Raw genomic sequence first — 22886 nt, forward strand, 5'->3', positions numbered from 1 at the left:
TCGGCGTCATCCCAGGCGGGTCTCGATGGCCTCGATGATGCGCGGGCGCAGCTCGGCGGCGCGGATGACGGCGTCCACCGAGCCGACCTGCACGGCGCGCTGGATGTTGTGCACCCGGTCGAACTCGGTCGCCACCTCGCCGAGCTTCTCCGCGCGCACCGACGAGCGCAGCTCGTCCAGTTCCGCGGTCAGCGCGGCGCGCTCGGTGCCGGCCGTGGCCCCGGCGCGGGTTTCCAGGTCCCGCACACGGGGGTCGGCAGCCGTACGAGCGTTGACGTCGGCGGCGAACACCACCGCGGCGGCGGGTGCGCCACCGAGCACCGAGGCGAACGAGCCCTCCAGCGCGAGCACTGTCATGTTCGGGTTCAGTGCCTTGGAGAACACCACGAACGCGCCGCCGTGGTAGCGCGAGATCACGCAGAAGACGATGGGCCCCTGGAAGTTCACGATCGCCCGGCCGATCTCGGCCCCGTACTCCAGTTGCAGCTTGCGCATCGACTCCGGTGAGCCGTCGAAGCCCGACAGGTTCGCCAGCACGACGAGAGGCCGGTTGCCGCTGGCCGCGTTGATGGCCCGCGCGGCCTTCTTCGACGAGCGGGGGAACAGCGTGCCCGCCGTGTAGGTGTCCGGACCATCGGTGGGCGGGAAGCCGTGCCGTGGCACCGACCGGGACTCGATGCCGAGCAGGCAGACCGGGATGCCACCGAGGTGGATGTCCTGCACGACCGCGGTGTCCGCGTCGGCCATGCCCGCCCAGCGCTCCAGCACCGGGTGGTCCTGGTCGGAGAGGGCCCGCATGACCGTACGGATGTCGAACGGCTTCTTGCGGTCCGGGTTGGCCTCGACGGAGAAGATCTCCCCGACGGTGCGGAAGGCGCTGCCGGCCACGTCGTGCGGGAAGTCGGAGATGTCGCGGTCGGTGGGGTCGGTGGTGGCCGCCCGCCGTGGCGCGTCCTCGCCGGGCGCGACGTACGTGTGGTCGTAGTGCGCCATCACCACGTCCCGGGCGGCCGTCAGGTTCGGCGCCCAGTACTGTGCCTGCCCGTTCGGGCCCATGACCCGGTCGTAGCCACCGATGCCGAAGTTGTCCTCGGCCGACACGCCTCCGGAGAAGTCCAGCGACTGCTTGCCAGTGAGCACCATCGCCGAGTCCGGCGTCATCACCAGGATGCCCCTGGTGTGCATGAGCATCGTGGCCTCGGCGTTCCAGTACGGCTGCGCGCCCACGTTGATGCCGGCGACCACGATGTTGATCTCACCGCCGGCCTGGGTGAACTCCACGATCCGCTTGAGCGCGGCGGCCACCCAGTCCATGTTCTCCGTGCCCGACGTCATCGAGATCCGGGCGCCGGCGGACAGCGCCCACCACTCCAGCGGCACGTGCATCCGCTCGGCCAGGTCGAGGGCGGCGATCACGCGCCGGCACTCCGGCTCCGACAGGGCGCCCAGCGACTTCGTCGGGTCGCCGAGCAGCACCACCCGGGTGACACCCTGCGGGTAGCGCTCGGTCGGCGTCGTCACCACCCCGGCGACGATCGCGGCGCTGTTGCGCCCCCTCGGCCGGTCCACCGGCACCAGCACGTGGTCGTCGTCGAGGTCGTGCTCGACGAAGTCACCGAGCCGGCCGGTCAACTCGTACGGGTAGACCGTGTTGCGGCTGCTCGCGCGCAACACCTTGAGCCGGTACTCGTCGAGCGGCTCGATGGCCTCGACCGGCGGCTCGCCGACGGCCAGCTCCGCGCCGCCCGCGGCGTCGAACGAGATCCGCACGGCGATCTTGGTCAGCTCGCCGGTCCGGCGGTCGCGTTGGCGGGCGATGAACAGGATCTCCTCCAGCCCGGCGCCCGCGGTCGTCGGGCGCACGCGCCCGGCGATCATCTCCATCTCCTCGCGGGTGAGTTCGCTCGGCGGCCAGACGTAGACCACGATCCGGTTGGTGTTGAACCGCGTCTTCGACGGTCGCAGCGACTGGGCGCGGCGGATCGAGTCGAGGCAGGCCGCGATGGCGTCCTCGGTCGTCGGCAGCGCGACCAGGCGGCCGTCCTGCTCGCGAAGCTCGGTCAGGTCACGCACCTGCGCGAACGCGACGAGACGCTCGTCCGACCGGTTCTCGCGCGCCACGCACTGGAAGAGGTAGACCTCCTCGTCCGACGACGGCAGCCGGGTCAGGTCGAACTTGTGCAGACGCTCCAACTGCATCCGCTGCGCGATGTACGGGTGCAGGCCGCGGATCAGCCGGTCCTCGGTCAGCTCGGTGCCCGACGGCCGGAAGGTGAAGTGGTGGTGCATGACGGCTCCGCCGCGACCCGCGACGGTGGTGGTGACCCGGCGGACCTGAGCCGGCAGTGGGTGCGCGGCGATGACCTCGGTCAGCGCCGCCGCCATCGCGTCGAAGTCCTCCGGCTGGTTCTCCCAGCCGAGGTAGATGTCGGCGTCGACGGAGTCCTCGTCGCCGGCCAGCTCGGCCAGCCCTCGCAGCGCGCCACCCAACGCGTCGAAGCTCACCGCGGCGGAGACCACGCTCGAGTCGGCGCGCTCGGCGACCACGAACGTGCAGCCCCCGGCTTCGTGGGTACGCACGCTGGTGAGCGCCCGGTTGCCGTAGTACCGGCGGGTCAGCACCTCTAGCATGACCGCGTTGTCGAGGTGGTCGCGGACGAGCCGCTGCCCGAGCAGCCGGACCAGTGGCTCGGTGCTGCGTACCATCTCGGCGATGCGCTCGGCGCGGTCCGCCGCGTCCGGGTGCGCGTCCAGGTGCCGCAGGTGCCCACGGACCTCGGCGTAGACCCGGGCCCGGTTGCGGCGCAGCAGCGGCTGGGCGAACCAGGCGAACACCACGCCGCGGGCGAGGTCGGCGACCACGGGGAAGCGGACCTGCGTCGCGGCGATCAACCGCTCCAGCGCCAGGCCGGCGGGCTCGCGCAACGTCTCGTCCGGCGGGGTCTCCCGCAGCCAGGCGCGCAGCAGGGTCGCGATGACCGTGGCGTCGGCGGACGCGCGCTGCTGGGCGAGGAAGATCCGGAAGACGGCGGCTTCGAGGGCGGGGGTGCGCTCCAGGTCGGTGACGCCGTACCGACCGAGTGCCTTGGCGAGCCTGGTCTGGAAGGCGTCCGGCAGCCCGGCCCGCTCGACGTCCAGGCTCTGCAGGTAGGTGTGGAAGTACTCCCGCGCGCTGTGCACGTGGGCGGCGCCGCCGTCCTCACCCGTCGGCCGGTTCCGGCTCAGCTCGGCGAGGTCCGCGAAGACCTCGATGAGGTCGAGTTCGGCGGCGAGTGGCCGACGGCCGGCATCGGTGGCCTCCCGGCGCGCGGCGAGGTAGCCGTCGAGCACCCGTCGGTCGTCGTGCGGGTCGACGTCGAAGCCGAGCAGCAGACCCCGCAGGTCCTCCTGACCGCGCCTGCCGCGCTCGTCCGCCGGAACGGTCTCGGCGGCGGTCGGCAGGTCCAGTTCGACGGTCTCGGCGGTCGGGTCGTCCGTGCTCTCCTCGGCGTCGTCCGCGAGCGGCTCCAGGCGCAGCAGCGGCGCACCCGCCTCGACCTGGCTGCCCACCGAGACGGCGCACTCCTTCAGCCGCGCCTTGAACGGCGCACGCAGCACCGTCTCCATCTTCATCGCTTCGAGCACCAGCACCGGAGCGCCCGCCTCGACCTCGGCGCCGACCTCCAGTGGCGTGGCGACGACGAGTGCCGGCATCGGGGAGCGCAGGACGCCGCCCTCGTCGCGGCTGACCCGGTGCGTCACACCGTCCACCTCGACCAGGTGCGTCGGCCCGTACGTGCCGGTGAGCAGGCGGTACCGGATGCCGTTGACGACGATCTGGCCGGTGTGCCGGTCGAACCGGTCGAGTTCGACGTCGGCGGTGCGCACGACCGTGCCCGCCTCGATGCCGACCCGGAACCGGTGCGGGCCGACCCGCGCCACGCGGGTGCGGTAGCCGACACCGCGCAGCTTGAGATCCAGCGGTCGGCCGCTGGCGTGCTGCACCTGCGGGCGCCCACCGGACGCCGTCGACAGCAGCCGCTGCCGCTCGACGCGCTCCTCCTCCTCGTACGACTCGATGGCGGCAGCTGCCAGGGCGACCGCGGAGTGGCGGTGCGTGACGAGTCGGCCCTCACCGCGGACGCGGTCGATCCAGCCGGTGTCCGCGCTGGCGTCGATCACCTCGGGCTGGTCGAGCAGGTCGAGCACGAAGCTCTTGTTCGTCGCGCCACCCTCGATGATCACCGTGGTGTTCGCCATCGCCCGACGGAGCTTGCCGAGCGCCTCGTCGCGGTCGCGGCCGTACGCGATGATCTTCGCGATCATCGAGTCGAAGTCGGCCGGGATGGTGTCGCCCTCGCTGACGCCGGTGTCCACCCGGATGCCGGGGCCGCTGGGCAGGTCCAGCCGTGCGATCCGCCCCGGCGACGGCGCGAAGTCGCGGTCGGGATCCTCGGCGTTCAGGCGGGCCTCGATGGCGTGCCCGCGCTCCATGGGCGGCTCGCCGTCGAGCCGCCCACCCGAGGCGACGTGCAGCTGCGCCTTGACCAGGTCGAACCCGGTGGTCAGCTCGGTGATCGGGTGCTCGACCTGGAGGCGGGTGTTGACCTCCAGGAACGCGAACAGCCGGTCGCCGGGGTGGTACAGGAACTCGACGGTCGCCGCGCCGCGGTAACCGACCGCGATGGCCAGCCGCTCGGCCGACGTCTTGAGCTCGGCGGCCTGCGCCGCATCGAGCACCGGCGACGCCGACTCCTCGATGACCTTCTGGTTGCGTCGCTGGACCGAGCAGTCCCGCACGCCGAGCGCCCAGGCGGTGCCCTGCCCGTCGGCGATCACCTGGACCTCGACGTGCCGGGCCCCGGTGACCAGGCGTTCCAGGAACACGATGCCGCTGCCGAACGCCCGCGCGGCCTCCTGACTGGTCCGCTCGTACGCGTCGACCAGGTCGGCCTCGGTGCGGACCACGCGGATGCCGCGCCCGCCGCCGCCGGCGGTCGCCTTCAGCATCAGCGGGTAGCCGACCTCGGCCGCCGAGGCCCGGGCGGCGTCCAGGGTCTCGACGGCGCCGCGACTCCACGGCGCGACCGGCACGCCGACCTTCTCGGCGATCAGCTTGGAGCCGATCTTGTCGCCGAGCTGGCGCATGGCGTCCGCGCTCGGTCCGACGAACGTGACGCCGATCTTCTCGCACAGCTCGGCGAACGCCGGATCCTCGGCGACGAAACCCCAGCCGACCCAGGCGGCGTCGGCCCCGGTCTCGGTGAGGGCGCGTTCCAGCACCGCCAGATTGAGGTACGGACGGGCAGACGCCGGTCCGAGATCATAGGCGATGTCCGCTTCGCGGACGAAGGTGGCGGTGCGGTCGACGTCGGTGTAGAGAGCGACGGTTTCGATCTGGTTGCCGGTCTCCGCGGCCAACTCGCGGACCGCGTGGATGAGCCGCATGGCGGCTTCACCACGGTTGACGATGGCGACACGGTTGAACACCCGACTGACCCCTTAGCTAGACCTTGAACTGCGTACCGCGAGACGACGGCTCCCAGCAGTGATCACCTTTCCGGCTGGCGGCTGCCAGCGCTATGGCGCAACCACCGAACCAACCGTCTCTCAGTTGTAGGAAGTGAACAAAAGTTTTTGGCGGCCAGGCAGCCCCACGGCCCCGAGCCGGCCCCGAGCCGGCCGGCATCGGGCCCGCGCCGGCAGTTGATCAAGTCGGCGCTGGCGGTTCACGTCGATCGCCTGCCGTGTTCACCCCCGCCTGATCGGCTGGCCAGGAAGATCATCGCCGGTCCGGTCAACCGCCAGCCCGGCTCGACCATCCCGGCGCAGGCCAGGATCGCAACACGAAAGGAGCGGCGATGAGGTCATCGAACCTCGTACGCCCGAGTCTGGCGCTGCTGCTCGCCGCGGGGCTGAGCACGCTCGTGGCGCCGGCTGGCGCCGCCCACGCCGCGACCGCCACGGTAGCCCAGGCGGGCACCCCGATCACCGTCACCTCGACCGAGCAGCTTGCGCCGGGCGTCACGTACGGCTCGTTTGAGGTGTCCACGCCCCGCGGCGTCACCGTCGGTTACCTACTCACGGCGGACCTGAGGAAGAACAAGGTCTCCCTGGACCTGCTGCACCCCGACGCAGTGGCGCAGCGCAAGGTCGTCTCGGCGATGACGAACGACCAGGGCGCCGTCGCCGGTGTCAACGGCGACTTCTTCAACAACAGTGAGACCCACGTCGGCGTCACGCCGACCTACTCGTCGTCCGGCCCGGAGATCGCCGACGGCGAGGGGTTGAAGTTCGCGGTGCCCACCGCTCAGCGCTTCGGCCCCGGCCTCGCCCCCGGCACCTCGACCCGGGACGTGTTCGGAGTGGGCGTGAACGGCAAGGCGCGCGTCGACACCCTGAGCCTGGACGGCGAGGTTCGCAGCAGGAAGGGCAAGATCGCCCTCAGCGGCCTCAACCAGTACGCGCTCCCGGTCGACGGCGTCGGCCTGTTCACCTCCGCCTGGGGTGCCGCCTCCCGGGTCCGGTCGACCTGCGGCACCGACACCAGCCGCAGCGACCCGTGCAGCACCCACACCTACGAGGTGACCGTACGCGGTGATGTGGTGACCTCGGTCGGTCAGACGCCCGGCTCGGGCGCGATCCCCGCCGACACCCAGGTGCTCGTCGGCCGGGAGGGCGGCGCGGACGCGCTCGACGACCTCGCCGTCGGCGACCGGGTGCAGGTGCGGGAGAAGCTCGACTCCGCCGGCCAGCCGAAACTGACCTTCGCGGTCGGCGGCGCGCCGATCCTGCGCGACGGTGAGCCGCTGGCCGGCCTGGACACCAGGACCGCCGCGGTGCGCAGCGCAGCCGGTGTCAGCCCGGACGGCAGGACGGTGTACCTGGTCGCCCTGGCCGGCCGCGCCCCCGCCAGCGCCGGCTTCACGATCGCCGAACTGGCCGACCTGATGCGCTCGCTCGGCGCGGACGCCGCCGTGAACCTCGACGGAGGCGGTTCGAGCACCGTCGCCGTACGCGAGCCGGGCCAGGCGACGGCGACCGCCCGCAACAGCCCCTCCGACGGTACGGAGCGCGCGGTCGCCAACGGTATCGGGATCTTCGTGGGCCGGCACTGACCGGTCGTTCACGCGCGGATCCGCCCCGCCCGGTGCCGCCGGACGGGGCGGATCCGCACCCTGCGACTCGCCGCGTCGACCGGCCGCGTCGTCGGCGACTGTCACTCCCGTCCGGACAATGAGGGCGTGACCGTTCTCGACACGCGGGCGCTCAACCGCGCGACGCTCGCCCGGCAACTCCTGCTCGATCGCGCCGACGTGCCGGTCCTCGACGCCGTCGCGCACCTCGGCGGCCTACAGGCACAGGAGCCGCAGGAGCCATTCGTCGGGCTCTGGTCGCGGCTGCGTGCCTTCGACCCGGCGGTGCTCTCGACCCTGCTGACCCAGCGACACGTGGTGCGTACCCATCTCATGCGCCGCACCGTTCACCTGCTCGTCGCCGACGACGCCGTGGCCTGGCGCTCCCGTCACCACGCCATGCTGTGCCAGCGGGTGCTCGGGGTCTACCGCAAGGAGCTGGACGGGGTCGACCTCGACGAGCTGGCCGCTGCGGCGCGGGCGCTGCTGGCCGACGGTGAGCCGCGCTCGACGCCCGAGATCGGGCGGGCGCTCGGCGAGCGCTGGCCGGCGCCGGGGCCGCGGGCCCTGGGCGAGATGGCGGTGGCCCTCGTCGCGCTGATCCAACTCCCGCCCCGGGGGGTGTGGCGTGCGAAGGGGGGCGCCCGCAACGTGCTGCTCGCCGCCTGGCTGGGCCGGGAGGTCGACCCGCCGACCCCGGACGACGCCGATCACGTCGGCCAGATTCTCGTACGCCGCTATCTGTCCGCGTTCGGGCCGGCGGCCACGGCCGACGTGCGCGCCTGGTCCGGCCTCGCCGGGCTGCCGGCCGCTGTGGCCGCGATGCGCGACGAGCTGGTCACCTTCCGCGACGTGCGTGGCCGCAAGCTGCTCGACCTCGCCGACGCGCCGCGCCCCGACCCCGAGACACCCGCTCCGGTGCGCTTCCTGCCGGCGTTCGACAACGCGATCCTCGGCTACGACGACCGCAGCCGGATCATCGACGACGAGCACCGCCTTCTCTCGGTGGCCGGTGAGCGCGTGGTGCTGGTCGACGGCCGGGTCGCCGCCACCTGGAGCGTCGAGGCGGGCACGGTGACGGTCAGCCCGTTGACCGGCTTCTCCCGGGCCGATCGCGCCGCCGTCGCCGAGCAGGGGCAGGCGCTGGCGCTGTTCCTCTCCGACAAGGAGAGCGACCGGGTGCGGGTGGGTTCGTCTTCCCGGTGAGGTGACTTCCGAAATTGCGTGCCCCCAGGAGGCGGCGCGAGGCGGATAGGGTGCGCGGCGATGGTGATTGGGCACGTTCGCGGGAGGCGATCACATGACATCGATGGGACGACGCACCGCCCTGCGCGCTGGCCTGGCGGCCACGGCCCTGGCGGGCGGGGCCGCTCTGGCGGCCAAGCCGGCCACGGCGGCGATGGCCGTCACGGAAGACGGTTGGGTCTCGGTGCTCGCGCACGGAGCGGTCGGCGACGGAGTCACCGACGACACCGCGGCGATCCAGGCCGCGTTCGACGCCGCGCGGGCGACCACGCCGACCATGGGCGTGCTGTTCCCGGCGGGCCGGACATACCGCGTCAGCAACCGGGTGACGCTCTCCGGGCTGACCGACACCGCGCTGCGGGGTCACGGGGCCACACTGGCACTGGTCGATGCCGCGCCCGTGACGGTCAAGGACCAGGTCCGCGGCGTACTCCAGATCCAGGACTGCCACCGGCTGAAGGTTCTTGGGCTCAACCTCGTCGACCACGCCGCCACCTACTGGTACAGCGGGGTTGTCATCACCGCGTCGACCGGCATCGTCGTCGACGGGGTGGTGTCCCGCGGGTTCCGCCACACCGGCATCAGCGTGTGGGACAACACCCCCGGCACGTCCAACGACATCCTCATCACGAACTGCACCACGGAGGACGTCCGGTTCGGCATCGGCAGCAACGGGCACGACGTGCGGATCACGAACAACCACGTGGCGATGGACTGGCTGTCGTCGCAGGAAGCCGAGGACTGGGGCGGCGTCTGGCGCGCTGAGTCCAAGTACTACGACGGCATCAATGTGTGGTTCGGCGCCGACCGCACCGTCATCTCCGGCAACACCATCACCGAGTGCGGCCAGGCAGGTGTCTACACCCAGCAGGTGACGAACCTGGTGGTCGCCGACAACACCGTGTCGGGCTGCCAACTGCGAGGCATCGAGATCGACGGCAGTGCACGTGGCGCCCTGCCCCGGTCGGGCCAGGCCGTCGGCGTGTCCATCACCGGCAACGTCGCGACCAACTGCGTCGGCCACATCAATGTCCTGGCCAGCCGGGACGTCACCGTTGTCGGCAACCGGGTGGAAAATCCGGACGCGCGCCGGGCGGTGAGCTGCGTTGCCGTCCACCAGGGCTCCACCAAGGCCGTCGTGGTGGGCAACCACCTGCGCCAGGCGCACCCGTCGCACCCCGCGGTCTTCGTGGACACCGCCTCGGTCGACGTCACACTGGCGTGGAACGCCGTGGAGGCCGCCGTCCCGTACCAGACCCCCGCGGACACGGTCATCATCCGCCGCGGAGGCGCGGGGCAGATCCGCGCCGAGGGCAAGTTCATCGCCGTCGGTGGGATCGGAGTCGGCAACAGCGTCGCCGCCACCACGCCGGGCTCGGTGGTTCGCAAGATCGAAGTGTTCTCCTCCACCGGGCAGAGCCTGGGGTGGGTTCCGGTGTACAACTCGATCACCTGATCCCGTAGACCTCCCAGCACCGACATTGCGGGCCGCGGTGTCGGGTGCGGGTCGCGTCTCCCCGGTGAGGGACCCAGTGGGTCCGACACCGGGGAGACGCGGACATCAGTCGACGATCGGCGGTGCCGTCCTCGCGGCCTCCTTGAGCGCCGCCGCTGCCCCGGCGTACGGGTTGTAGCTGTAGGTGCGCGCCAGGCCGGCCGGGACCGTGAAGTACTCGGCCGACAGTTTCGCCGGGTCGCTGGCGATCTCGCCGCGCCCGGGTGCGTCGTCGCCGTCGTCCCAGCCCCACGGTGCGTTGGCCGAGTTGGTCGAACAGGTCCAGGTGCCGGCGCCGCAGTCGCCGGAGGTGTCGCCGGCGAACGTGCCCAGAGCGGCGAAGAGGCTCGGGTTCGCCCGCTGCGCCCACAACCCGCCGGCAGCGAAGATGTCGATGAGCTGGTATCGCACGTCGCGGTCGTTGCCGTCGCTCGGCGTCTCCGCGACCGTCGACGGGTAGTAGACCAGGCCGTCGCCGTTGATGGTGTACTGCGGGTAGGCCTTCAACCCGTGGCCCTGGGCCTCCTGTGCCGTCACCGGGTGCTGGAACGTGTCGTGCGGCGACGCCTGGAACTGCAGGGTGCCGTCGACGCCCTCCCGGCCGCTGGTCCAGGTGCTACCGACCGGCGTGTACGAGAAGAAGTCGCTGTGCGCGACGGTGACGGCCGAACGCAGGACACCGTACGGGGAGCCGTCGCGCTCGATGGCGAACAGGACACCCTCACCGTCGTTCTCGTGCTCGGACTCGAAGAACGGGTGGTCCGTCCAGTCGCGGGGGTGGAAGAAGTAGTACGTGATGTACCAGTGGGTGCTCGTCTCCAGGACGGAGTAGTACGCGTGCGCGGCGAGGGAGTTGCCCGCCTGCCCGGCCCGGTCCCAGTTGTTGCGCCCGTTCAGGTCGCCGTCGAAGTCGACCCTGGTGATGTAGTCCGACTGGCCGCTCAGCGCGTGGCTGCCGGTCGCGTCGACGTCCTGGTAGTGCACAGGTGCCCAGCGGAGGGCGAGTTCGGCCCGGCTGACGGCGGCTCCGGCCGGCGTCGGCGCGGCGAGGAGGGAGGCGGCCAGCACTGCGGCGGCGGCTGCCGCGATCAGCGCCCTCGCCGCCCGGGGTCGCCGAATCGTGCTGCTTCTGTCGAGCATGGTGTGCTCCCACGTCCGAAGTGATAGACAATGATGAATCATTGTCGGTGCGGGCGCCCGTCGCGTGTCCGTCCGGCGAAGAGGAGGCGGACGATGTCCGACCGGACTGGGCGCGGCCCCGCCGCCCCGGTGACGCGACCTCCGGAAACGCGTGCCCCCAACAGTCGAGACAGACGGGATAGGGTCCGCGGCGATGGTGAGTGGGCACGTCTCACGGGAGGCGATCACATGACATCGATGGGACGAGAAGTGGCGCCGGCCAGATCCGCACCGAGGGCAAACTCATCGCCGTCGGCGGGATCGGAGTCGGCAACAGCGTCGCGGCCACCACGCTGGGCTCGGTGGTCCGCAAGATCGAAGTGTTCTCCTCCACCGGGCAGAGCATGGGCTGGGTCCCGGTCTACAACTCGATCACCTGATTCCGTAGACCTCCAGCTCGTAGATGCGCGCCGAAGCGTCGGTATTCTGGGCGGGCACCAGGACATCGAGCCGGACGTACCGGCCGCTGACCGCGACGCTGTGCCGGGTCACGCTCGCCGAGTTGCCGCGCACCTGGGCGACAGTCGTCCAGGTGTCACCGTCGTCGGACACCCGCAGGTCGTAGTCGCGGGTGTTCCAGGCCGGCGTCTCGGCACCGGCGCCGGCGTGCCGCACGGTGATCGCGGTCAGCGCGCGGGCCGCGCCCAGGTCGACACTCAGCCACTTGTCCGTGCCGGACGCGCACCACTTGTCCGTCACACCGCCGTCGACCGTGCCGTTGACCGCCTTCTCCGGGCCTTCGTCGGCGGTGCAGGAGGGGGCGGCCGTGACGGCGCCACCAAGCGCCAGGTTCGTCGGGCCGCCGCCCGTTCCGTACACCTCGAATTCGGGGATGCGGGCGGCGGCGCCCCCGACGCCGTTGGCCTCGGTGATGGTGAGTCGCACGTGCCGCGCCGGCGTGGCGGCGATCGGGTAGTAGCTGCGACTCACCCGCAGCCGCGGGAACGGGTTGACCTTCGTGGACCAGGTGGTCCCGTCGGTCGAGGTCGAGATGGTGTACTTCTGGGTGTTCAAGTCCGTCGACTCGCCGCCCAGGCCGGCGTTCTTCAGCACGAACCCGGTGACGTCCTGCGTCGCGCCGAGGTCCACCTGGAGCACCTTGGGATCGGTCGCGAGCGTGCACCACTTGGTGCCCAGGTCGCCGTCGAACGCCATGGCCGGGGCCTCGTCAGACGCGCAGGGTGTTGATCCGGTCGCGAGGCGCCCGGCGGCGAGGTTCGGGCCGAGGTCGGGCGCGGGCGGCGGGCTGAACCCGTCGTCGAGCGACGGCGGCGCGTCGTCGGGGTCCGTCCCCCAGTTCGACGGGCTCACGCCCATCGTGTAGCTCAGCGTCGCTCCCGCGCCGATGTCCGTGTACCGCAGCCACGGACGCGAGGTCCCGGTCCCGTCGACGGACAACCCCTGCACGTACGGGTTGTCCTTGCCGGCGTTCGTGGCGTCGATCCGGATGTCGCCGGTGGGCCGGTCGATGAGGATCGAGGGGAACAACGGGCCGTGCAGGGCCAGCGTGTCGCTGCCCGGCGTCGTCGGGTACATGCCAAGCGCCGCCCACACGAACCAGGACGACGTGGCGCCGAGGTCGTCGTTGCCGGGCAGGCCGCCAGCGCCGGTGGTGAACGACTCGGTCACCACCCGCCGCACCACGGCGCTGGTCTTGGCCGGCACGCCGGCGAAGTGGTAGATCCACGGCACGCCGTGCTCCGGTTCGTTGCCGATGTAGAAGTACGGGCTGGCCAGGCCACCGTTGAGCTGCGTGAAATGGTGGTCGAGTCGTTGCACGGCGGTCTGCCGGCCGCCCATCAGCTCGATCAGCGTGCGGTAGTTGTGCGGGACCATCCACGTGTACTGGGTCGCGTTGCCCTCCGCGTATCCCGTCTGGCTGACCGGGTTGAGCGGCGCTGGCCAGGAACCGTCCTCGCCGCGGTCCTGGAGGTAGCCGGACGCCGGGTAGAACAGGTTGCGCCACCACTGCGATCGCTGGATGTACGCGTTGTATCTCGCGGTGTCGCCCAGCGCGCGGGCGAACTGCGCGACGGCGAAGTCGGATGCCGAATACTCCAGCGAGTCGGCGGCGTTCTCGTGGACGTACTGCCGCGCGACGTAGCCTTCCTGCCGGGCACGGAGCGGAATTCCCTGCATCGTACCGCCGTACGAACTGCGGTCCATGAGGGTCAGCGCCGCCCCGGTGTCGAAGTTCCGGGCACCGAACGCGTACATGCTGGACACGACGATCGGGCCCGGATCGCCCATCATCACGGCGTGTTCGTTGTTGTTCTGCGACCACTTGGGCAGCAGGCCGCCCTGCTGGCCGGCGAGCACCATCGACTTGGCCATGTCGCTCGCCTCGACGGGCGCGACCAGCGCGATCAGCGCGGCCCACGAGCGGTAGATGTCCCAGCCGGAGAAGTTCTGGTACACGGGATGGCTCGCGCTGTGTATCTGATTGTCGAAGCCGCGATACTTCCCGTCGACGTCGCTGGCCAGGTTGGGGTTGACCAGCACGTGATAGAGCGCCGTGTAGAACTTCTGCAGGTCGACCGAGGTCCCGCCCGCTACCTGGACCCGGTTGAGGATGGCGTTCCACTCGCTGTCGGCGTTCGCGCGCACCGAGTCGAACGCGAAGCCGGGATGCTCCGCTGCGAGGTTGGCCTGTGCCCCGGCCAGGCTGACGAACGAGATCCCGATCTTCACCTGGACGACCCGGCTCGTGGTGGCGTCGAAGGTGAGGTAGCCGCCCGAGCGGACGCCGCTGGTCGAGGCGGAACCCGGCGAGACCGTGTCGTCGAGCCAGGTGCCGTGGGCCGTCGGGGTGCGGTCGAACTCCATCCGGTAGAAGATCTGGTACGTCTTCGTGGAGTGGCAGAAACCGCCACCGGTGAACGTGCCGGTCACCGTACGACCGCTGATGTTGACCGAGCCGTTGCGCAGACCGGTCGCGTTGCGGCTCGTGTTCAACAGGACCTGCGCGGTCTTCTCCGACGACGGATACGTCAGCCGCATCGCCGCGGTCCGGCGGGTGGACGACAGTTCGACCTGGGTCGCGCCGTAGTTGTCCAGGACGGTCCGGTAATAGCCCGGTGCCGCCACCTCGTTGGCCTTGCTGTACTTCCCGGCGTACGACGTCCACGTCCTGCCGGGCGAGGTTGTCACGTTTCCGGTGATCGGCAGGATGCCGATGTCCTCGTTGTTGGCGCACCCGGCACCGTTGAAGTGGGTGAGGCTGAACTCCTCGACGGTGGTGTCGGTGTCGCGGTAGCCGGACGGCGAGGCGAGGGGCGTGTCCGGGCTGAACTGCACCATCCCGAATGGCAGCACCGGCCCCGGCACCGTGCTGCCACCGGCGCCACCGGGCACGGGCTCCGGCGCGTTGCTCATACCGGTGCCGATGAACGGGTTGACGTGCTGAGTGAGCGGCATCGCCGCTGCCTGTGCCGTTCCGGCGCTGTGAGCCGGCGCTGGCGTGCCGATCAGGAAGGCGGCGAGGAGCATGCCGACGGCGATTCCGGCGGTTGTCGGCTGCTGTTTGCGCACGGGGCAACCCTCTGACTCGGTTGGGCGAGCGGGACCGACGCATTACACCATCACGAGGGTTGCGTCGTGGTGCCGTCAGGCTGTGCCGAGGTGACCCGCTCGGTCTTCCCGCGGCTGACGCGACTGCCTCGTGTCGATGTTCGTCGACTGCCATGCTGTGGTTCGGTCGTGCTCGGGAGCCAGCGCGCACCGCATCCCCTCCGGTCCACGGGACGCACGAGGTGGTCAGGCCACCGGTGCCGGGCAGTCCTCGTCGGCGGCCGGAAACCCGAGCGCGGCACCGGCTACCACTCGGTCATCGGTGCCCGGTAACCACCGGAGGCACCGATGCTTCGCATGTTCCTCGCCGTCACGACCACGGCGCTTGCCGTCTGGGGCGGGACGAGCGGCCCCACCGAGGCGACGCCAACCCCCTCGGCCACGCCGACGCCGTCGCCGACCCCCGTCTGCCCGCCGGCCCTGCCGATCACCGCCAACGTGACCGGGGCGACCACCACGAGCGTGACCATCTCGTACTCGATCTTCTTCCGACCGCCCTGCGGCTACGACCCGCCGATGACCGTCAGCCTCTTCGCCAGCCGGGAGGACGCCGAACAGTGGCGAGCGCCGGTGGCCGAGGCCGTCTCCGGGCCGGAGCGCTACGGCTCGGTGACCATCGACCGGCTGACGCCCGACACCGAGTTCTGGTACCGGTTCAGCGACGTCGAGGGCCGGCGGGACCCGTACGCGTTCTCATCGGTGCGGACCTCCTCGCTGACCGCCTGCCGCGCGACGGCCACGATCGACGCCCGTTGGGGCAACGGCTTCGTCGCCACGGTCACGGTCCGCAACGCCGGGACGGAGCCGCTGGACGGCTGGCGTGTCTCCTGGCGCTGGACCGGTGACGAGCGCGTCCAGACCGTCTGGGGTGGAGTGGTCGAGGCTGCCGGTGTCGACGTCATGGTTCGCAACGCCTCGTACAACGGGACGCTGACGCCGGACGGTGTGACGACGTTCGGTCTGCTCGTGACGGCCAGCGTGACGCCCGACGGGTTGACGGCGGCCTGCGCCCGGTGAACGACGTCCGCCCCGCTCCCGCCGTACTGGCGCGAGCGGGGCGACGCCTGTCGGTCAGGGTTTACGGGCCACCGCGCCGTACGCGTCGATCCCGGTGGCGTCGGCCTCGTCCGGTCGCCACAGGGGGATCGGCACCAGGCCCGGCTCCACCTTCGTCAGGCCGGAGAAGCAACTGTCGAGGTCCTCCGGGCTGCGCAGGATGTACGGGACGCCGCCGCTCTGTGCCAGTCGCTCGGCACCGGAGACGACCGCCCGGCTGGTGTTGGTGCCGTCCCAGAACACGAGGTAGCTGCCCGAGGGCATCGCGCCCATGATCCGCTCGACGATCGAGCGCACCACGGAGAGGTCGGGCTCGTAGCCCATCACGCCCATGAACATCACCGCGACGGGCTGGTCGAAGTCGAGCGTCTGCGCCGCCTCGGCGAGGATCGTCTCCGGGTCGTGGTAGTCGGCGGGTACGTAGGTGGTGACACCCTCGGTCGTCGTGCTGGCCAGCAGTGCCCGTGCGTGCACCAGCACCATCGGGTCGTTGTCCACGTAGACGATCCGCGAGTCGGGGGCGACCCCCTGGGCGACCGCGTGCGTGTTCTGCATGGTCGGCAGACCGGTGCCGATGTCGAGGAACTGCCGGATACCCGCCTCGGCGGCCAGGTAGCGCACGGCCCGCACCAGGAACAGGCGCGACTGCTGCGCCATGAGGACGATCTCCGGGTAGACCTCGGCGACCGCGTCGCCGGCCGCCCGGTCGGACTGGAAGTTGTCCTTACCGCCCATCCAGTAGTTCCAGATGCGAGCTGCGTGCGGCACGTCGGGCTGAAGCTTCGCGGTGAGTTCGGCGTCCGGGCCGGCCATGCCAGGCTCCTATCGAGGGGTCGTCGGCGGGAGATCACCTCTGCGGTGTGACCGGGATCGTACTCCGGGGCCGTCCACTGTCGACGCCGGGTGATCGGCGGTCAGCGGCGGACAACCCCGTTCTGGTACGCCCATACCACAGTCTGCAACCGGTCCCGCGCGCCGATCTTCGCCATGGCCCGCCCGAGGTGTGACTTGACCGTGCTCGTCTCGATGAAGAGCTGGTCGGCGATCTCGACGTTGGACAGGCCCTGCGCGAGCAGCTCGACGATCTCGGTCTCCCGCGCGGTCAGCTGGTGTGCCGCCGCCGCGTCGGAGCGGGGAGCTGGCGTACGTCTCGCGAACTCCGAGATCACCCGGTGCGTGACGGCCTGGTCGACCAGCCCGTACCCGCTGGCCAGGCGTCGGATCGCCTGGATGAGCTCCTCGGGCTCACAGTCCTTCAGGATGAACCCGCTGGCACCGGACTCCAGTGCCCCGAAGACGTACTCGTCCAGGTCGAACGTCGTCACCACCAGCACCGCGGGCGGCGCGCCGGACGCGTCCGCGAGGATCTGTCGGGTCGCGGTCAACCCGTCGCCGTGGGGCATCCGGACGTCCATGCAGATGACGTCCGGTTGCAGCCGGCGGGCCAGCTCGACCGCGGCGGAACCGCTCGACGCCTCCGCCACGACCTCGATGTCTCCCGCCTCCTCCAGGATCACGCGGAAGCCGGCGCGGACGACCGCCTGGTCGTCGACGAGCATCACTCTGATCATGCGGGGGCCTCTTCCCTCGGGTGTGGCGCGACGGGCCCGTTCGTCGGCAACGTCGCGGTGACCGACCAACCGCCCGTCGCGGTCGGGCCGGCCGTGAACGACGCGCCGATCAGCTGTGCGCGCTCGCGCATTCCCGCCAGGCCGACACCGCCGGTCCGGGCCGCCGGAGCGGGTCGCGGGGCGGCCGGTTCGTTGACCACCTCCAGCGACACCGACCTGGGCAGGAAGCGGAGCACCACCCGCGCCGGTGCGCCCGGCGCGTGCTGACGAACGTTGCTGAGGGACTCCTGCGCGATCCGGTAGAGCGCCACGTCGGCGATCGGCGACACCTCGCGCTCCGGACCCTCCCGGAGGAGTTCGACGGGGCCGGCGAGGGTGCCCGCGGTGCGGACCAGGTCGTCGAGCATCTCCAGTCCCGGCACGGGTGCCGGGCCGTCCGCGTCCTCGTGCCCCGGCCGCCCGCGCAGCACGCCGACGACCAGCCGCAGGTTGTCCAGGGTCTCCTTGCCCTGGGAGCGGATCCAGGCCACCCCGGCCTTCGCCGCCGCCGGGTCCCGGTCGATCAGCCGCTCCACCGCCGACGCCTGCACGACCATCCCGGAGAGGTGGTGGGCCGCCACGTCGTGCAGCTCCCGTGCCATCCGGGAGCGCTCCGCGCCGATCGCCGCCTCGACCTTCGTCCGCTGCTCCCGGATCGCCTCGTCGGCCCGCACCCGGACCAGGTCGACGTAGCGCCGGTAGGTGGCCACGTAACTGCCGACGAGGGCCGCGCTGAGGTACGTCAGGGCGCTCGCGGAGACGTACGCGACGGCCGTGAGGAGATCCGGGGTCACCAGCAGGGCCACCCCGACCGTCTCCACCAGCACGGCCGCGCCGACGGCGAGCAGCGCGCGCCGGAGCGGCAGCAACGACCCGACGGTGTACGCCACGACGAACGGTGCGATGCCCCGGATGGTCGCCTCGGGCAGTGAGACGCCGATGATGGGCAGTTGGAGGCCGGCGATGAGCCCGAGGCAGAGCAGCGGCCGGACCCGACGCAGGCACAGGAGCATCGCCTGTGCGCAGCAGACGGCGACGAGCAGCCAGGCCTGCGCCGGGTCGAAGGACACCCCGTCCTCCGGTGCCACGAACCAGAACAGCACCGTCAACAGGACGAACGTCAGCACGGTCAGCGCCGCCGCCAGCAGGCAGTCCCGGGGGAACACGCCCGTCACCCCGACGCGGGTGAGCCGTTGGTCGAGCCACTTGGTCAGTCGTGGCGAGCCGGGGTCGGTGCCGGTGTGGTCCCTCATGCGGTGCGCATCCTCGCTCCGGATCGTGCCGGGTCGGGCGGGTCAGTAGGAGATGTTAGGTGCGAGCAGCCGGAACTCCACGGCGAACCAGCCCGCACCGGCGAGAGCGAGCAGGATCAGGCTGCTGCCGACGATCCGTTGCCAGCCGACGTGGCGTCGGACGTCGTCGACCAGCCGCACAGCGGCGGGCAGCACACCGAGCAGGCCGACCAGTTGCAGCACCTGCACGATGCGCAGGACCGCGCCGGGAACGTCCTCCAGGCTCATGATGCTGGCGATGCTCAGCACCCAACCGGCGAACGCGAGCAGCGTGCCGGCGACGGCGAGGCGGCTCAGGATCCGCGCGGTACGCCCGGCCCGCTCCCGTGGGGCGCGGCCGAGCCGGCGGCGGACGATCGCGCCGATCGGCCAGGCCAGCACGGTGAGCAGCAGCACGACGGTCGACCCGGCCAGCACCGGGACGGCCACCGCGGAGGAGCGTGCGGGTTCGACGGGCAGCAGCGCGAACGCGGAGTCGAAGCTGATCGCCTCGACCCGGTCGTCAGTCGCCCGCATGGCGATCTCTCGCTGCCCACCGACCTCGCGCCAGACCCAGGGCGCCACCTCCTCGTAGAGGGCGGGGGAGTCCGACAGTGGGCCCGGCTGGAGCAGCAACCGGTTGTCGTCGGCGACGCTGACCGTCGTACGACCGACCAGGCCGATGGCCGTCAGGAAGTTGCTGCCGATGGCGCGTGAGGACTCGTACGTGCCGGCCGCCAGTGCGGCGTGCTCGGCGGTGGTCGCCGCGTCGACGCCGGCGGTCGACTGCCCTTCGCGGGCGGGGAGGTAGCGGTCGGCGAAGCCGTTGACGACCGACTGACGAAGGTCGTGGCTGTCGAGGGCGCCGGTGCCGTTGCTGTTGAGCGAGACGAAGATGCCGGCCCGGTCGTCGGGGTAGATCTGCAGGTGGGTGTGGAAGTACTTGGTGTCGCCGCCGTGGCCGAGGATGCGGCGGCCGTTGCGGTCCTCCTCGAAGAAGCCCAGCGTCATCCGGGGTCCGTCGGCCAGCGTGCCCAGCGATGTGGCGTCGAGCGCCGGACGCTGCATCAACTCGCGGGTCGGTTGGTCGAGCAGGGGCCCGAAACCGACCGGTTCGCCGAGTTGGGCGAGCATGAAGCGCGCCATGTCCGTCGCCGGGGCGCTGAGCGCGCCGGGCGGGGGAGTGCCGACGATCTCGAAGGGTGCGGCGGGCGTGGCCGAGGTGTCGTACCCCTTGGACATCCGGTCGCGCAGCGGCGCCGGGAGAGGCTGTTCGAAGGTCGACGACGGCATACCCGCGCGGTCCAGGATGTTGCGCTGCGCGTACTCCTCGAAGCGGGTCCCGCTGACGCGTTCGACGATGTAGCCGGCGAGCGCGTTGCTGTAGTTGGAGTACGCCGGGACGGTGCCGGGCTCGTAGATCTGCTCCGGTGGGTCCGTCATCAGGGCTCTGCGCAGGTTGAGGTCGCTGCCGTCGGTGCCGATCAGGCCGGCGATCCGCTCCTCGAACCCGGCGGTGTGCGTCAGCAGGTGCCGCAGGGTGATTGCCTGCTCGTAGCTGCGCGGCAGGTCGAAGTCGAGGTACGTCTCGACGTCGGCGTCGAGGTCGAGATCGCCGCTCTGCACGAGTTGCAGGACGGCGGTGGCGGTGACGAGCTTCGACACCGACCCCATCCGGAAGAGGTGCCGGTCCGGGTCGACGGGCACGGCTCCGTCGCCACCGTCGCCGGTGTCGGCGTAGCCGTACCCCCTGGTCGTGATGATCTTGCCGTCGTCCACGACGGCGACCGTGGCCCCCGCGATGCCGGTGCGGTCGAGCGCGGCCGGCAGCAGGCCGTCGAGCCAGGCGTTGACGTCGGTGTCGGTCAGGGCCGGGCCGGCGCCGCCCGGGCCGGCGGGAGCGGCCGGAGTGTCGACCGGCGGTGCGGGGCTGGGCGACGCGCCGCAGCCCGCGGTGCTCACGACGACGACGGCGGTGGCCGCCAGCATCGCGCCGAGTCGGACGATCGTCGCGGCGAAGCGGGGTGAGCGGGGTCGAAGAACAGTGCGAGAGCGCATTGTCTGCCGGTGCCTTCCCAGGCGAACGGGTGTCCGGAGCGGGTCCGTACGGCGTCACCCGATGCCTTGGGACAAGCCTGTTCGAGCGATCGCGCCCAGCCATCTGGCGCAGGACGGCAATGCGCCTACGACCTGAGTAGGAGATTCGCGTGAACCACAGGCCACGCCCGGGCATCAAACCCTGTGACAGAACCACCGAGGAAGGGATCACTCATGCGCGGCAAGCTGCTCCCCGGTGTGGCGCTCACCCTGACGTTCGTGGCCGGGTGCACGTCCTCCGTCGACCGTGTCGGCGGCGAGGCGGCGCCCGCCGGCTCTCCGGCCGGCAGCGCGAGCCCGTCGACGTCGGTTGCTCCGGCGCCGACCAGCTCCGCCCCGAGTGCTCCGGCCACCCGTAGCAACACCCCGGGTGCCCCGGCCACCCGCACCTCCGGGCCGGCCGCTCAGGTGAGCGAGATCAGGCGGACCAACTGGCCCGACGCGGTGATCCAGAACCTGAGGTTCTGCGCTGAGGCTGACCCCGTGCGGTTCCGCAACGGTTCGAACGGCCTCGACGTGCCCTGCCGGATTCTGCCGGACGGTGCCCGGCCGGTGTACGCCGAGTTCATCGTCGAGGAGCCGGCGAACGCACCGTCCACCGAGGACGCGCTGGTCCTCGTCGAACTGGGCAACCGCGACGCCGCACGGCGACAGGCTCTCGTGCCCGTTCAGCTCGCGGACAACGGTCGGGACCGGTACGCGTGGCCGGTGATCCTGGGAGACGACTCCAGCGCGAGCGGTAACCAGGTCATGACCTTCGTCTCGTACCGGGTGGTGGGCCAGAACGTGGAGGCCACCGTCCGCAGACTCGACGGCGGCACCGAGACCCGGCGGTGGCGCAAGGCCGACGGCAGCGGCAACTGGGAACGGTACTAGCGTTGCGCGACCATCGAGGCGTCCACCCGCAGCGTGCCGAGGATCTCGTCGGTGCGGTCGAGGCCGTCGGTCTGCTTGACCTGCACGTACACGCCAAACGAGCCGTCGGCCGCGACCAGGGTGACCTCGCTGAACGACGTGTGCGTGCCCCCGCATCGCGCCCGGTGCGCGGCGGTCCCGCTCAGGGTGCCGGCGGTGACCGTCCGGTCGGCGGCGCCCGTGCAGCCACTGTGATCGGGCAGCGTCGGCCGCGCCGCCCGCAGGGTGCGGCTCACCCCGACGAAGACGCCCGGTGTCGGGCTGTCGACGTCGGACCACTCGCCGAGGTCCCTTCCGACGAGCAGGCCGGGGCCGCGCTCCTCGGCGAGACCGATCACGGTCGGATCCCAGCCGCCGTCGCGCAGTTGCCTCGCCCAGCCGTCCGGCACGGCCAGCGAGACGGCGCCGGAGGCGTCGCCCACCCGTGTCCAGCCGTGTGGCGCGGTGGAGGCGGTGGCGGACCCGGCCATGACCAGCGTCGCGGCCACGGTGGCGCGGCGGCGAGGGACCGGCGGATGCGCCGCGACGGCGGCCGGGCCGCGACCCGGCGCCTGGCCAGCAGACCCTCCAACGCCGAGGCGTACGCGGCAGCGCTCGGCCAACGGCGGTCCGGATCGCGATGCAGCGCCCGGCGGACGACACGCTCGACGGCCGTGGAGGTGCGGGGTGCCGCCTGCACCGGCTGCCCCGGCGGCATCCCGGTCAGCATGTGGTGCGTCAGCGCGCCGATCGCGTACACGTCGGCGCGCACGTCGATGCCGCCGCCGGGGACGAGCTGCTCGGGCGCCATGTAGGCGGGCGTGCCGGCGACCACGGTGAAGCCGGACGCGTGCGCGAGCGTCTTGGCCAGCCCCAGGTCGGCCACCAGCACCCGGCCACCGGCCGCACTGGTGTCGAACAGGACGTTGGAGGGCTTGAGGTCGCGGTGCAGCACACCGTTGTCGTGCAGGACGGCCACCGCCCGGGCGATGTCGGCGGCGACGCGCAGCGCCTCACGCACCGGCATCGGCCCGTCGTTCAGCCGGTCGGCGAGCGTGCCGCCCGCCGCATACGTCATCACCAGGTACGGCCGACCGTCGGGCAGCTCGCCGACGTCCAGCACCCGGACCAGGTGGTCGGAGTCCACCTGCCGCATGAACCGGGCCTCCTGGCGGAAACGCCCCCGGATGTCGGCCCGCTGCGACCAGTTGTCGGCGAGCACCTTCACGGCCACCGGCGAGCGCAGCTCGTCGTCGTACGCCAGCCACACCGTGGCGAACGCACCGGCGCCGACGGGGCGTGCGATGCGGTAACGGCCGACCTGTGGCGGGATGGACATGACCGTATTATCCGG

At 71.5% G+C, this 22886-nt stretch carries 15 protein-coding genes; 6 read left to right on the forward strand and 9 right to left on the reverse strand.

Features of this window, described 5'->3' with window-relative positions; all coding sequences use genetic code 11:
- Positions 1-6 precede the first annotated feature (6 nt).
- On the reverse strand, positions 7-5469 hold the full coding sequence (locus LADH09A_RS24015; RefSeq protein WP_238647727.1) for an ATP-binding protein: 5463 nt from the start codon (positions 5467-5469) through the stop codon (positions 7-9).
- A 371-nt stretch (positions 5470-5840) separates the two neighbouring features.
- Here LADH09A_RS24015 and LADH09A_RS24020 point away from each other — a divergent pair, with 371 nt between their 5' ends.
- From LADH09A_RS24020 to LADH09A_RS24030, 3 genes are all read left to right on the forward strand, one after another.
- Complete coding sequence (locus LADH09A_RS24020) at positions 5841-7097, forward strand: phosphodiester glycosidase family protein (protein WP_238647728.1); 1257 nt, start codon at positions 5841-5843, stop codon at positions 7095-7097.
- A 126-nt stretch (positions 7098-7223) separates the two neighbouring features.
- Entirely contained in the window at positions 7224-8321 is a 1098-nt protein-coding gene (locus LADH09A_RS24025; protein WP_238647729.1) for a winged helix DNA-binding domain-containing protein, read from the forward strand.
- 103 nt (positions 8322-8424) lie between these two features.
- Positions 8425-9816 (forward strand): right-handed parallel beta-helix repeat-containing protein, encoded by a 1392-nt coding sequence (locus LADH09A_RS24030; RefSeq protein ID WP_238647730.1) that lies wholly within the window; start codon positions 8425-8427, stop codon positions 9814-9816.
- 105 nt (positions 9817-9921) lie between these two features.
- Here the strand turns inward: LADH09A_RS24030 and LADH09A_RS24035 are convergent, their stop codons facing one another.
- Positions 9922-10995 carry a hypothetical protein gene (locus LADH09A_RS24035; protein ID WP_238647731.1) on the reverse strand — a complete coding sequence of 358 codons (1074 nt, stop codon included), beginning with the start codon at positions 10993-10995 and terminating at the stop codon, positions 9922-9924.
- 200 nt (positions 10996-11195) lie between these two features.
- Between LADH09A_RS24035 and LADH09A_RS24040 the strand changes: the two genes are divergently transcribed.
- Positions 11196-11414 carry a hypothetical protein gene (locus LADH09A_RS24040; RefSeq protein ID WP_238647732.1) on the forward strand — a complete coding sequence of 73 codons (219 nt, stop codon included), beginning with the start codon at positions 11196-11198 and terminating at the stop codon, positions 11412-11414.
- On the opposite strand, the gene LADH09A_RS24045 is transcribed toward LADH09A_RS24040, so the two are convergent.
- Positions 11407-14565: a GH92 family glycosyl hydrolase gene (locus LADH09A_RS24045; protein ID WP_238647733.1), complete on the reverse strand. Its 3159-nt coding sequence runs from the start codon at positions 14563-14565 to the stop codon at positions 11407-11409. The two genes, LADH09A_RS24040 and LADH09A_RS24045, sit on opposite strands and share 8 nt — an antisense overlap.
- A gap of 327 nt (positions 14566-14892) precedes the next feature.
- Between LADH09A_RS24045 and LADH09A_RS24050 the strand changes: the two genes are divergently transcribed.
- Positions 14893-15621, forward strand: coding sequence for a cellulose binding domain-containing protein (locus tag LADH09A_RS24050; protein WP_238647734.1), 729 nt, complete (start codon positions 14893-14895; stop codon positions 15619-15621).
- 54 nt (positions 15622-15675) lie between these two features.
- Here LADH09A_RS24050 and LADH09A_RS24055 read toward each other — a convergent pair whose 3' ends face one another.
- The 4 genes from LADH09A_RS24055 to LADH09A_RS24070 all read right to left on the reverse strand — a co-directional run bounded on the left by LADH09A_RS24055 (position 15676) and on the right by LADH09A_RS24070 (position 20599).
- The gene (locus tag LADH09A_RS24055; RefSeq protein WP_238647735.1) at positions 15676-16473 is read right to left on the reverse strand and encodes an SAM-dependent methyltransferase; all 798 of its coding nucleotides are present in this window, start codon (positions 16471-16473) and stop codon (positions 15676-15678) included.
- Positions 16474-16574: 101 nt separating this feature from the next.
- The gene (locus LADH09A_RS24060; RefSeq protein ID WP_238647736.1) at positions 16575-17231 is read right to left on the reverse strand and encodes a response regulator; all 657 of its coding nucleotides are present in this window, start codon (positions 17229-17231) and stop codon (positions 16575-16577) included.
- On the reverse strand, positions 17228-18523 hold the full coding sequence (locus tag LADH09A_RS24065) for a sensor histidine kinase (RefSeq protein ID WP_238647737.1): 1296 nt from the start codon (positions 18521-18523) through the stop codon (positions 17228-17230). The genes LADH09A_RS24060 and LADH09A_RS24065 overlap by 4 nt, the downstream gene beginning before the upstream one ends.
- Before the next feature lie 42 nt (positions 18524-18565).
- Positions 18566-20599: a serine hydrolase domain-containing protein gene (locus tag LADH09A_RS24070; protein WP_238647738.1), complete on the reverse strand. Its 2034-nt coding sequence runs from the start codon at positions 20597-20599 to the stop codon at positions 18566-18568.
- A gap of 213 nt (positions 20600-20812) precedes the next feature.
- Here LADH09A_RS24070 and LADH09A_RS24075 point away from each other — a divergent pair, with 213 nt between their 5' ends.
- Entirely contained in the window at positions 20813-21514 is a 702-nt protein-coding gene (locus LADH09A_RS24075; protein WP_238647739.1) for a hypothetical protein, read from the forward strand.
- Here the strand turns inward: LADH09A_RS24075 and LADH09A_RS24080 are convergent.
- Both LADH09A_RS24080 and LADH09A_RS24085 read right to left on the reverse strand, forming a co-directional pair.
- Positions 21511-21891 carry a hypothetical protein gene (locus LADH09A_RS24080; protein ID WP_238647740.1) on the reverse strand — a complete coding sequence of 127 codons (381 nt, stop codon included), beginning with the start codon at positions 21889-21891 and terminating at the stop codon, positions 21511-21513. The genes LADH09A_RS24075 and LADH09A_RS24080 overlap by 4 nt on opposite strands.
- Entirely contained in the window at positions 21888-22871 is a 984-nt protein-coding gene (locus tag LADH09A_RS24085) for a serine/threonine-protein kinase (RefSeq protein WP_238647741.1), read from the reverse strand. The genes LADH09A_RS24080 and LADH09A_RS24085 overlap by 4 nt, the downstream gene beginning before the upstream one ends.
- Positions 22872-22886 lie beyond the last annotated feature (15 nt).

The sequence above is a fragment of the Micromonospora cabrerizensis genome (assembly GCF_022230955.1).
Taxonomy (GTDB): domain Bacteria; phylum Actinomycetota; class Actinomycetes; order Mycobacteriales; family Micromonosporaceae; genus Micromonospora; species Micromonospora cabrerizensis.

Bases quoted from the DNA above. Each gene is read 5' to 3' on its own strand.
- LADH09A_RS24055 (WP_238647735.1), bottom strand. From the start codon at position 16,473: ATGGCCGGCCCGGACGCCGAACTCACCGCGAAGCTTCAGCCCGACGTG.
- LADH09A_RS24070 (WP_238647738.1), bottom strand. From the start codon at position 20,599: ATGCGCTCTCGCACTGTTCTTCGACCCCGCTCACCCCGCTTCGCCGCG.
- LADH09A_RS24030 (WP_238647730.1), top strand. From the start codon at position 8,425: ATGGGACGACGCACCGCCCTGCGCGCTGGCCTGGCGGCCACGGCCCTG.
- LADH09A_RS24050 (WP_238647734.1), top strand. From the start codon at position 14,893: ATGCTTCGCATGTTCCTCGCCGTCACGACCACGGCGCTTGCCGTCTGG.
- LADH09A_RS24075 (WP_238647739.1), top strand. From the start codon at position 20,813: ATGCGCGGCAAGCTGCTCCCCGGTGTGGCGCTCACCCTGACGTTCGTG.
- LADH09A_RS24060 (WP_238647736.1), bottom strand. From the start codon at position 17,231: ATGATCAGAGTGATGCTCGTCGACGACCAGGCGGTCGTCCGCGCCGGC.
- LADH09A_RS24035 (WP_238647731.1), bottom strand. From the start codon at position 10,995: ATGCTCGACAGAAGCAGCACGATTCGGCGACCCCGGGCGGCGAGGGCG.
- LADH09A_RS24065 (WP_238647737.1), bottom strand. From the start codon at position 18,523: ATGAGGGACCACACCGGCACCGACCCCGGCTCGCCACGACTGACCAAG.
- LADH09A_RS24020 (WP_238647728.1), top strand. From the start codon at position 5,841: ATGAGGTCATCGAACCTCGTACGCCCGAGTCTGGCGCTGCTGCTCGCC.
- LADH09A_RS24085 (WP_238647741.1), bottom strand. From the start codon at position 22,871: ATGTCCATCCCGCCACAGGTCGGCCGTTACCGCATCGCACGCCCCGTC.